Source organism: Agromyces humi (assembly GCF_009720255.1).
Taxonomy (GTDB): domain Bacteria; phylum Actinomycetota; class Actinomycetes; order Actinomycetales; family Microbacteriaceae; genus Agromyces; species Agromyces humi.
In genome coordinates, this window is the sequence record NZ_WJSP02000096.1 from 1 (window position 1) to 10744 (window position 10744).

A 10744-nucleotide genomic window follows, 5' to 3' on the forward strand; every position below is an offset into this window, starting at 1 on the left:
CGCGCTCCACGCGCACGTAGCGGCTCGGGATGGCGACGCGGAGGACGTCGCTCGCGTTGCCCGCGGCACGGTCGGCGACCGCCCGGGCAAGGGCCCAGACCTCGGGCACCAGCAGCGGGACCTCGGACACGACGTCCTCGACCTCGCTCAGCGCGCCGCCGTACTCGCTCTCGTCCACGAGCTCGACGAGCCAGCCGTTCGCGATGCGTCCGCCGGTGCGGAGCGGCACCCGCACGCGCACCCCCGGACGCGCGGAGGCACGCAGGCGTTCGGGAACCGAGTAGTCGAAGAGCTGGTCGAGCTGCGGCAGCGGCGAATCGACGAGCACCCTGGCGACGGGGCCGCCCGCCACGTCAGAGCCCGGCGGCAGCGCGGAGGTCGTCGACGCGGTCGAGCCGCTCCCAGGTGAACTCGGGAAGCTCCCGGCCGAAGTGCCCGTAGCTCGCCGTCTTCGCGTAGATGGGCCGCAGCAGGTCGAGGTCGCGGATGATCGCGGCGGGACGGAGGTCGAACACCTCCCGGATGGCGCCGATGATGCGCTCGTCGGGCACGTGCGCCGTGCCGAACGACTCGACGTAGAGGCCGACCGGTGCGGCCTTGCCGATCGCGTACGCCACCTGCAGCTCGAGGCGGTCGGCGAGCCCCGCCGCCACGGCGTTCTTCGCGACCCACCGCATGGCGTACGCCGCCGAGCGGTCGACCTTCGACGGGTCCTTGCCGCTGAACGCGCCACCCCCGTGCCGGCTCGCGCCGCCGTAGGTGTCGATGATGATCTTGCGGCCCGTGAGACCGGCGTCGCCCTGCGGCCCGCCGATCTCGAAGCGGCCGGTGGGATTGATGAGCACCGCGAGGTCGGGACGTGCCAGCTCGACCGTGTCGAGCACGGGGCGGATCACGAGTTCCTCGACCTCGGCTCGAAGCTGCTCGGTGGAGACGGCCGGAGAGTGCTGCGTCGAGAGCACCACCGTCTCGATGGTGCGCGGCACCTGCCCGTCGTAGCCGACGGTCACCTGCGTCTTGCCGTCGGGGCGAAGGTAGTCGAGCTCGCCCTGCTTGCGCACGGTGGCGAGCCGCTCGGCCAGTCGGTGCGCGAGCCAGATGGGCACGGGCATGAGCTCCGGCGTCTCCCGCGTGGCGTAGCCGAACATGATGCCCTGGTCGCCGGCGCCCTGCATGTCGAGCGCGTCGACGCTGGCCCGCTCGCGCGCCTCGAACGCGTGGTCGACGCCCTGCGCGATGTCGGGCGACTGCCCGCCGATCGACACGGAGACGCCGCAGGAGCGGCCGTCGAACCACACGTCCGACGAGTTGTAGCCGATCGACGTCACCCGTTCGCGCACGATCGCCGGGATCTCGACGTACCCGGAGGTCGTCACCTCGCCGGCGACGTGCACGAGTCCCGTCGTCACGAGCGTCTCCACCGCGACCCGGCTGTGCGGGTCGACCGTGAGGAGGGCGTCGAGGATCGAGTCCGAGACCTGGTCGCAGATCTTGTCGGGATGGCCCTCGGTGACCGATTCGGAGGTGAAGAGTCGGAGTGCGCTCATGTGGTCCCGTGTTCCTTCGTGGTGTCGGCGGCGACCGCCGAGGTCGTCGATACCGAGACAACCACGTCGAGGATGACATGGGCCACTGATGATTTCGTTCCGTGTGCTCGTGTGACGATCTCGCCGTCGGGCCCGATCACGACGACGCGGTTCTCGTCGCTCGCGAAGCCCTCGGTCCAGCCGACCCGGTTCACGACGAGCACGTCGGCGCCCTTCGCCTCGCGCTTCGCCCGGCCGAGGGCGAGGAGTCGCTCGTCGTCGGGCTCGGTCTCTGCCGCGAAGCCGACGAGCAGCGTGCCGTCGTGCGGCGCGTGTCCGAGGCCGGCGAGGATGTCGGGGTTGCGCACGAGCTCGAGCGTCATGCCGCCCTCCCCGGCGTCCTTCTTCAGCTTCGACTCGCTCACGTCAGCGGGACGGTAGTCGGCGACGGCCGCGGCCATGATGACGACGTCGGCGCCGCGTGCGGCATCCGTCACCGCCTGCTGCAGTTCGAGCGCAGTCGAGACCTGGCGGACGTCGCAGCCGGCCGGGTGGGCGACCTCGAGGTTCGCCGCGATGAGCGTGACGTCGGCTCCGCGCGCGCGCGCCGCCTCGGCGATCGCGACGCCCTGCTTGCCGCTGGAACGGTTGCCGAGGAAGCGCACGGGATCGAGCGGCTCGCGCGTGCCCCCTGCCGTGACGACGACGCGGCGACCGGCGAGGTCGTGTGGAGCGGTTGCCGCCGCCCGTTCGAGCGCCGCCGCGACGATGACGTCGGGCTCCTCCATGCGGCCCGGGCCGCTGTCGGCGCCCGTCAGCTGGCCCACGGCCGGACCCACGACCGTGACACCGCGCGCGAGGAGCGTGGCGATGTTGGCCTGGGTGGCCGGATGCCGCCACATCTCGGTGTGCATCGCGGGCGCGATGACGACCGGCGCCTCGCTGGCGAGCACGGTGTTGCCCAGGAGGTCGTCGGCGAGGCCGGTCGCGAGCTTCGCGATGGAGTTCGCCGTCGCCGGCGCGATCACGATGAGGTCGGCGGCCTGCCCGATCGCGACGTGGCGCACCTCGGCGACCCCTTCGTAGAGGTCGGTGTGCACCGGGTTGCGCGAGATCGCCTCGAGCGTGGGGCGACCCACGAACCGGAGCGCACCCTCGGTCGGCACGACGTGGACGTCGTGGCCCGCGAGCACGAGCGCGCGGACCACACCGACGGCCTTGTACGCCGCGATGCCGCCCGTGATGCCGACGACGATGTTGAGCGGCGACATCCGGGCCGTGCTATTCGCCGATGGGGCGGAGCCGGAGCTTGTCCTCGTTGATCTCGTGGAGCGCGACCGACAGCGGCTTGTCGTCGATCGACGAGTCGACCAGCGGACCGACGTTGTCGAAGAGGCTGCCCTCGTGGAGGTCGGCGTAGTAGTCGTTGATCTGGCGGGCCCGCTTGGACGCGAAGATCACGAGCTGGTACTTCGAGTCGACCTTCGAGAGCAGGTCGTCGATGGGCGGGTCGATGATGCCGGACAGCTTCTCAGCCATGGACAGACTCCTTAGAACGGAACGTGCGCACGTCGGGTGCGCGGAAACTTTCGGCCCGGGCAGCTCAACGCCGACCCTTGCGAGGCCGCATCAAGTCTACGACCTTTTGCGCGGCCTCGCCGACGTCGTGGTTGACGACCTGGTGGTCGAACTCGTCGACGGCCGCCAACTCGACCTTCGCGGTCTCGAGCCGGCGCTGCTGCTCGGCCGGGCTCTCGGTGCCGCGACCGACGAGTCGGCGCACGAGCTCCTCCCACGTGGGAGGCAGCAGGAAGACGAGGGTCGCCTCGGGCATGGCCCGGCGCACGGAGCGCGCGCCCTGGATGTCGATCTCGAGCAGCACGCTGTTGCCCGCGGCGATCGCCTTCTCCACGGGACGACGGGGCGTGCCGTACCGGGAGGCGTTGTGGACCGTGGCCCACTCGAGCAGTTCGCCGGCCGCGATCATGCGGTCGAACTCAGCGTCGTCGACGAAGAAGTAGTGCTCGCCCTCGACTTCGCCCGGTCGAGGCGCCCGCGTCGTCGCCGACACCGACATCGACCTCACCTTCGACACCGGGCACCTGCTCGTGGGCGGCGGCGACCCGGTCACCGACTTCCCGCGCTGGCGCGACCGCATCAACCACGTGCACCTGAAGGACGCCGACCGGTCGGTGCTCCGCGCCGCCGAGGGTGCGGCCGACCCCATGAAGGAGATCTGGGCGAAGCGCGTGTTCGTGGCGCTCGGCGAGGGCGACCTCGAGGTCGACCGCATCGTCGACTCGATCGTCGCCGCCGGCTATGACGGCTGGCTCGTCGTCGAGCAGGACGTCATCCTGCAGGACGCGGCCGACGTCGACCGGGCCCGCGCCGACCAGGTCGCCAACCGCGAGCGACTCCGGCGGTGGTTCGCGTGACCGACGCCCGCGTCGCCGTCGCCGTCATCGGCCTCGGTGCGATCAGCCACAGCGTGCACCTCCCGCTCATCCGGCGCAACGCCGACCGCTTCGAGCTGACGGCGGTCGTCGACCTCTCGCTCGATCGCGCGCAGGCGACCGCCGCGGCATCCGGAGGCGACGTCGCCGCGTTCACCTCGATTGACGACCTCCTCACGGCCGTCGCCGCGGGGGAGGTCCGTGTCGACGGCGCAGTGCTCGCAACCTCCGGCTCGCACGCGCCCGACGTCGCCCGGCTCGTCGAGGGCGGCATCCGCGTGCTCGCCGAGAAGCCGCTCGCGTTCTCGCTCGCCGAGGTCGACGACCTGCGCGAGCTGGCGCAGCGCCTCGGCGTCGACCTCGCCGACTGGGTGCGCGTCGGCTACATGAAGGAGCACGACCCGGCCACCGCCGCCGCGCGATCACTGCTGGCGGGGGTGGACCTCCGGGCGGTCACCGTCGAGGTGCTCCACCCGGCGGATGCCGCACAGCTCGCGTTCGCGAACCTGCCCGCCCCGCCCGCCGACATCCCGGCCGACCTGCTCACCCGCCTCGTCGCGGCCACCGACGACACGGTCGCGGCGGCCATCGGACCGGCCACCGCGCCGCTCCCGAAGCTGTACACGAACGTCGTGCTCGGCTCGGTCGTGCACGACATCGGGCTGCTGCGCCACCTCGTCGGCGGCATCGGCGACGTCGACCGCGCCCGGCACTGGGGGAGCGGGTTCCCGGGCTCGCTCAGCCTCGGCGGCAGCCTCGCCGAGCACCCCGACGTGCCCTGGTCGATCGACTGGCACTTCATCCCCGGCTATCCCGAGTACCGCGAGACCGTGACCTTCCACCACGAGACCGGCTCGGTCGCCCTGACCTTCGCGGTGCCGTACGTGCTCAACGCGCCCACCGTGCTCACCGTCGTCGAGCACCTCGACGCGCTCGGCGTGCGCCGCTCGGAGTCCCGGTGGATGCAGGAGGAGGCCTTCGAGCACGAGCTCGTCGCGTTCGCCGCGCTCGCGGCCGGCGAGCCCCGACCGGGCCCCTCGGTCGAGGAGGGCGCGGCCGACATCCTCGTCGGCCAGCGCATGATCCGCGTGATCGCCGACGCCGTCGGCCAGCCGATCACCGGAGGCGCCGAGGCCGTCGCGACGGGGCCCGCCGACGCCGACGAGTCCGACGCCGAGCCCGTCGGCGTGGCATCCGTCGGCGCAGCAGCGACGTCCGTTCAGCACTAGCACCGATTCCGCCGGCGGACGCCGCGCGGACGAACCAAGAGAGAGGTCGAAGATGATCAATCACAGCAGGCGCAGGACGGTGGGTGCGTTCGCATTCGCGACCGTCGGCGCGCTCCTGTTCGCCGGATGCGCGAGCTCCGCGCCCCAGGAGGACGCGGAGAGCGGGCCGGTCACCCTGACGATCACCGCCAACGCGATCACGGGCGGCAAGAACGCGGCCGAGGCCGACTGGATCACCGACTGGGTGATCCCGCAGTTCGAGGACGCCATGAAGGACGACGGCAAGGACGTCACGGTCGAGTTCGAACCCCAGGGCGTCGACGACGAGAACTACAAGACCAAGGTCGCCCTCGACCTGCAGTCGGGCGAGGGCGCCGACGTCATCGGCATGGACGGCATCTGGGTCGGCGAGTTCGCCGAGGCCGGGTACATCAAGCCGCTCAGCGAGGTCGCGGGCGACGCGGTCGACGACTGGGACGGCTGGGACCAGATCCCCGAGGCTGTGCAGGCCGCGCTCTCGTTCGACGACGAGCGCTACGGCGTGCCGCAGGGCGCCGACGGCCGCGTGCTCTACTACAACAAGGACCTGTTCGAGCAGGCCGGGCTTCCGGCCGACTGGCAGCCCGAGAGCTGGGACGACGTGCTCGACGCAGCCCGCGACCTCAAGAAGCTCGACGGCGTCACGCCGATCCAGCTGAACGCCGGAACGGCCATGGGCGAGGCGACCACCATGCAGGGCCTCCTCCCCCTGCTCGTCGGCACCGGCGAGCAGGTCTACGAGGACGACAAGTGGGTCGGCGACACCGACGGACTGAAGGACGTGCTCGACCTCTACAAGACGATCTACGTCGACGAGGGCCTCGGCGACGCGGTGCTCCAGCAGGAGGCCGCCGGTCGCGACACCTCCTTCCAGCTGTTCGCCGCCAATCAGATCGGCATCCTCCTCGAGGGCGACTACTTCTGGCGCAGCGTCATCAATCCCGCCGAGGGCGTCGGCACGGCGCCGATGGCGAACCGCGACGAGGTCGTCGGCTACACGAAGATCCCCGCGATGAAGCCCGGGTCGGGCATCAACGACCAGGACTTCGTGTCGATGTCGGGCGGCACGGGCCGCGTGCTGAACCCGAACAGCGACCACCCCGAGCTCGCATGGGAGCTGCTGGCCTTCATGAACTCGCAGGAGGCCTACCAGGAGCGCAACGCGACGACCATCTCGATCACGCCGCGCAACGACGTGAACGACGCGATCCTCGCCGAGGACCCGATGCTCACCTACGTGAGCGAAGAGGTGCTCCCGATCACCGCGTACCGCCCGCCGCTGGCGGCGTACCCGCAGGTGTCGACCGCGCTGCAGCAGGCGAGCCTCGACGTGGTCTCGGGGATGAGCGTCGATGACGCGCTGTCGGCCTACGTCGACTCGGTGAAGGACATCGTCGGAGACGACGCGGTCGCGGGCGGCTAGCAGATGACGACCACTGTCACGACGCCGGCGGGGAGCGCGATCGCTCCCCGCCGGCGGCGGGCCGACGACGTCGCGGGGCTCGGGAAGGCCCGCGCCGGCATCTTCGTCGCCCCCGCGCTCATCATCATCGGCCTGTTCCTGCTCTTCCCCGCGGTCTGGACGATCTGGCTCGGCTCGACCGACTACCGGCTGACCGGCCTGCAGGCCGCGTCGCCCGAGTTCGTCGGCCTCGACAACTACGTCGAGGCGCTCACCGACCCCTCGTTCTGGAACTCCCTCTGGCTGACGCTCATCTTCGTGCTGTTCTCGGGCATCATCGGCCAGACGCTGATCGGCTTCGGGCTCGCCTGGTCGGTGCGCAACATCCACGGCTGGACGAAGTCGCTCATCGAGGGCCTCGTGCTCGCGGCGTGGGTCATCCCGGCATCCGTCGCCTCATTCCTCTGGCTCGTGCTGCTCGACCGCCGATCGGGCACCGTCAACGGGCTGCTCGGCACGCAGGGCACCGCGTGGCTGATCGACCACCCGATGGAGTCGATCATCATCTTCAACATCTGGGTGGGCACCGCCTTCTCGATGCAGCTCTTCTCCTCGGCCCTCAGCGCGGTGCCCCCGTCGCAGATCGAGAGCGCCAAGATGGTCGGCGCGTCGGGCTGGCAGCAGCTGCGCGACGTCATCGTGCCCAACATCAAGGGGCACATCCTCACGAACACGCTGCTCATCACGCTGTGGACCTTCAACACGTTCACGCCGTACCTCGTGACGGCGGGCGGGCCGAACGGCAAGACGGAGATCCTCTCGGTCTACATCTACGAGACCGCGATCCCCGGCGGACAGCTCGGTCTCGGCGCGGCGATCTCGCTCATCATGCTGCTCATCAATCTCGTCATCGCGCTCGCCTACGTGCGCGTGTCGAGGGGACGGACCAAGCGATGACCTCCACCCCGACCCCGACCTCGACGCCGACCTCGACGACGACCCCGCCGGTCGCTCCGCCGCCGAACGTGCGGAAGGTCGCGGCCAACGCGAGCCTGCGCCACTTCCTGTCGCGCGTCGCCTTCGCGATCGTCATGACGATCGTCGGCGTGCTCTTCGCGCTGCCGATGGTCTGGCTCGTGCTCGCCCCGTTCGATGCGACGCCGTCGCTCACCCTGTCGTGGCCCGACTGGACGCTCGACAACTTCGCGCGGCTGTTCGAGAACCCGTACGCCCTGCGGTCGATCGGCAACTCGCTGCTGCTCGGCGTCGCCACCATGGTGATCGTCGTCGGATTCGGCGCGCTCGCCGCCTACGCGATGTCGCGCATCCGCATCCCGGGCCGCGACGGCATCCTGTACGGGCTGCTGCTGCTCTCCTCGATCGTGACCGGCACGGCGGCCATGGTGCCGACGTTCCAGATCATCACGCAGCTGGGCCTCATCAACTCGTACACCGGCGTGGTGCTCGTGCTGGCCGGCGGCATCCTGCCGACCGTCATCTTCATCCTCAAGGACTTCATGGACTCGATCCCGAAGTCGTACGAGGAGTCGGCACGGCTCTACGGCGCCGGGCCGTTCCGCATCCTGCGAGACGTGGTCGCCCCGATCGCCCGCCCGGGCCTCGCGTTCATCGCGATCTGGACGATCGTGCAGGTGTGGGGCAACTTCCTGGTGCCGTTCATCCTGCTGCGGAGCCCCGACCTGCAGCCCGCCGCCGTCGTCATGTACACCTTCTACACCGAGAGCGGGCAGGCCGACCTGCGGCTCATCTCCGCCTTCGCCCTGCTGTTCTCCGCCCCTGTCCTCATCATCTACTTCGTCGTGAACCGTCGCTACGGCTTCCGATTCCATGGAGGTATCAAGTCCTGATGGCCGGCATCACCGCCACCCAACTCGTCAAGGAGTATCCCGGAGGGGTGCGAGGCGTCGACGAGATCGACGTCGAGATCACCGACGGCGAGTTCTTCGCACTGCTCGGCCCCTCGGGCTGCGGCAAGACCACGCTGCTGCGCTCCATCGCCGGCCTCGAGGCGATCACCTCCGGCACGCTGGTCATCGGCGACCGGGACGTCACGAACGCCGAACCCGGCGTGCGCGGCGTCGCGATGGTCTTCCAGGACTACGCGCTGTTCCCGCACATGGACGTGGGCGACAACATCGCCTACCCGATGCGGATCAAGCGCGTGAAGCGCGACGAGCGTCGCAGCACCGCCGAACGCGTCGGCGACGGGCTCTCGTTGCAGGGCCTCATCGAGCGACGGCCCGGCCAGCTCTCGGGCGGCCAGCAGCAGCGCGTGGCTCTCGCCCGCGCCGTGGCGACCACGCCCGACGTGCTCCTCCTCGACGAGCCGCTGTCGAACCTCGACGCGCGCCTCCGCCTCGAGGCGCGCACGTTCCTCAAGGAGCTGCAGCGCGACCTCGGCGTCACCACCGTCTTCGTGACGCACGACCAGGCCGAGGCGCTCGCCCTCGCCGACCGCATCGCGGTGATGCGGGCCGGCAAGCTGCAGCAGATCGGCACGCCCCGCGAGGTGTTCCAGCGACCCAACAACACCTTCGTCGCCGGCTTCATCGGGTCCACGCCCATGAACCTCGTGCCGGCCACGGTCGAGGGCGGCTCCATCGCGATCGGCGACGCCCGGGTTCCCGTGCCGGTCGGCACCGAGGGGCTCGTGCGCGACGGGCAGGCCGTGATCTGGGGCATCCGGCCCGAGTACCTGCGCTGGAGCCCGACCGAGCAGCCCGGCGGCATCCCCGCGGTGGTGAGCGTCGTCGAGAACCTCGGCGCCAGCGTGCTCATCGCGGTGCACGCGGGCGAGCTCAAGTTCCAGGTCGTCGTGCCGGAGGACCAGGAGCCCGCCCCCGGCGACCGGGGCTGGATCGTGCCGCAGGCGCCGAAGACCCTGCTGTTCGACGCCGAGTCGACGCAGCGCATCGGCTGACTCGGTGACGAGGATGCTGCGGCGGGTGCCGGTCACCGTCGACCTGCAGAACGAGCACCGCTACCTCGAGGTGCCGTTCGAGGTGCCCGACGGCACGGACTCGCTCGAGGTCGTCATCCGCTACGACCACGCCGACGCCGGCATCGACCTCGGCTGCGAGGGCGCCGCGGGCTGGCGCGGCTGGTCGGGCGGTGCGCGCACCGAGTACCTGATCCACGCGGATGACGCGACACCCGGGTACCTCCCGGGCCGGCCCGAGGCGGGCGAGTGGAAGGTCGTGCTCGGCCTGCACCGGGTGCCGGCCCGCGGCGTGGAGGTCGAGGTCGAGATCAGCATCCCGGCGTCGCGCGCGGTGCCGCCGGTTCCGGATGCCGCGCCCGCAACGCGTTCCGTGCGCGGGAGCGACCGCGACCTGCCCGCCTCCGACGGGCTGACCTGGTTCGCGGGCGACTTCCACGGGCACACCCTGCACTCCGACGGTCGGCTACCCATCGGCGGACTCGCGGCGCTCGGCGTCGCATCCGGGCTCGACTTCATGGCGGTCACCGACCACAACACGGTGAGCCACCACGCGCACCTCTCCGCCGAGGGCGCGAGACACGGGATCACGCTCCTGCCCGGGCAGGAGGTCACCACCCACCTCGGGCACGCCAACGCGTTCGGCGACATCGGCTGGATCGACTTCCGCCGCCCTGCCCAGGAGTGGGTCGACGACGTGGAACGGCGCGGTGGCGTGCTGAGCATCAACCACCCCATCTCGGGCGACTGCTCCTGGGTGCACCGACTCGAACGACGGCCCGCCGCCGTCGAGCTCTGGCACTCCACGTGGTTCGCCGAGCTGATCTCCACGGCGCCGTTCGCGTGGTTCCGCACGTGGCCCGCCGGGGCGACGCTGCTCGGCGGCAGCGACGTGCACCTGCTCGAGGAGCCGCAACGGCCCGGCACGCCCACCACGTGGGTGGCGGCAGCGGATGCCTCGGCCGAGGCGATCCTCGACGGCGTGCGCGCCGGGCGCACCGCCATCACCGGGAGGGCGTCGTTCGACGGCACCGCGCTGCTTCCCGAGCTCATGACCGCGCCCGCGCTGCTCCGCCTGGGCGACGACGTGGTCGCGGTCGATGCCGAGGGGCTCGTGCTCGTCGACGGCACGCCGC

The 10744-nt window shown here is 70.9% G+C and carries 11 protein-coding genes and 1 pseudogene; 7 read left to right on the forward strand and 5 right to left on the reverse strand.

Translation table 11 applies throughout. The annotated features are described in order from the left end of the window. The 5 genes and pseudogenes from GH736_RS10120 to gmk form a co-directional block, all read right to left on the reverse strand. On the reverse strand, nt 1-352 hold a 352-nt coding region (locus GH736_RS10120), incomplete at its 3' end, for a primosomal protein N' family DNA-binding protein (RefSeq protein ID WP_456236771.1). Nucleotide 353: 1 nt separating this feature from the next. Further along, a complete protein-coding gene (gene metK / locus GH736_RS10125) occupies nt 354-1547 on the reverse strand; it encodes a methionine adenosyltransferase (RefSeq protein ID WP_159602790.1) in 1194 nt (397 codons plus the stop codon). Then, nucleotides 1544-2797, reverse strand: coding sequence for a bifunctional phosphopantothenoylcysteine decarboxylase/phosphopantothenate--cysteine ligase CoaBC (gene coaBC, locus GH736_RS10130; RefSeq protein WP_159602792.1), 1254 nt, complete (start codon nt 2795-2797; stop codon nt 1544-1546). Before coaBC ends, metK begins: the two co-directional genes overlap by 4 nt. Nucleotides 2798-2807: 10 nt before the next feature. Beyond that, nucleotides 2808-3065 (reverse strand): DNA-directed RNA polymerase subunit omega, encoded by a 258-nt coding sequence (gene rpoZ / locus GH736_RS10135; protein WP_067947279.1) that lies wholly within the window; start codon nt 3063-3065, stop codon nt 2808-2810. Between the two features lie 64 nt (nt 3066-3129). Further along, a pseudogene (gene gmk / locus GH736_RS10140) lies at nt 3130-3603 on the reverse strand (guanylate kinase); the annotation flags it as partial. Between the two features lie 31 nt (nt 3604-3634). Here gmk and GH736_RS24515 point away from each other — a divergent pair. The 7 genes from GH736_RS24515 to GH736_RS10175 all read left to right on the forward strand — a co-directional run. Further along, nucleotides 3635-3961, forward strand: coding sequence for a sugar phosphate isomerase/epimerase family protein (locus GH736_RS24515; RefSeq protein ID WP_235933964.1), 327 nt, complete (start codon nt 3635-3637; stop codon nt 3959-3961). Further along, the gene (locus tag GH736_RS10150; RefSeq protein WP_159602794.1) at nt 3958-5208 is read left to right on the forward strand and encodes a Gfo/Idh/MocA family protein; all 1251 of its coding nucleotides are present in this window, start codon (nt 3958-3960) and stop codon (nt 5206-5208) included. The genes GH736_RS24515 and GH736_RS10150 overlap by 4 nt, the downstream gene beginning before the upstream one ends. Before the next feature lie 79 nt (nt 5209-5287). Further along, nucleotides 5288-6670 carry an extracellular solute-binding protein gene (locus GH736_RS10155; RefSeq protein WP_235933966.1) on the forward strand — a complete coding sequence of 461 codons (1383 nt, stop codon included), beginning with the start codon at nt 5288-5290 and terminating at the stop codon, nt 6668-6670. A 3-nt stretch (nt 6671-6673) separates the two neighbouring features. After that, a complete protein-coding gene (locus GH736_RS10160) occupies nt 6674-7606 on the forward strand; it encodes a carbohydrate ABC transporter permease (RefSeq protein ID WP_159602798.1) in 933 nt (310 codons plus the stop codon). After that, complete coding sequence (locus tag GH736_RS10165) at nt 7603-8517, forward strand: carbohydrate ABC transporter permease (RefSeq protein WP_159602800.1); 915 nt, start codon at nt 7603-7605, stop codon at nt 8515-8517. The genes GH736_RS10160 and GH736_RS10165 overlap by 4 nt, the downstream gene beginning before the upstream one ends. Beyond that, a complete protein-coding gene (locus GH736_RS10170) occupies nt 8517-9590 on the forward strand; it encodes an ABC transporter ATP-binding protein (RefSeq protein WP_159602802.1) in 1074 nt (357 codons plus the stop codon). The genes GH736_RS10165 and GH736_RS10170 overlap by 1 nt, the downstream gene beginning before the upstream one ends. A gap of 13 nt (nt 9591-9603) precedes the next feature. After that, nucleotides 9604-10744, forward strand: a 1141-nt coding sequence (locus GH736_RS10175) for a CehA/McbA family metallohydrolase (RefSeq protein ID WP_235933968.1), incomplete at its 3' end; no start/stop codon positions are given.

Bases quoted from the DNA above. Each gene is read 5' to 3' on its own strand.
- metK (WP_159602790.1), bottom strand. From the start codon at position 1,547: ATGAGCGCACTCCGACTCTTCACCTCCGAATCGGTCACCGAGGGCCAT.
- coaBC (WP_159602792.1), bottom strand. From the start codon at position 2,797: ATGTCGCCGCTCAACATCGTCGTCGGCATCACGGGCGGCATCGCGGCG.
- rpoZ (WP_067947279.1), bottom strand. From the start codon at position 3,065: ATGGCTGAGAAGCTGTCCGGCATCATCGACCCGCCCATCGACGACCTG.
- GH736_RS10160 (WP_159602798.1), top strand. From the start codon at position 6,674: ATGACGACCACTGTCACGACGCCGGCGGGGAGCGCGATCGCTCCCCGC.
- GH736_RS10165 (WP_159602800.1), top strand. From the start codon at position 7,603: ATGACCTCCACCCCGACCCCGACCTCGACGCCGACCTCGACGACGACC.
- GH736_RS10170 (WP_159602802.1), top strand. From the start codon at position 8,517: ATGGCCGGCATCACCGCCACCCAACTCGTCAAGGAGTATCCCGGAGGG.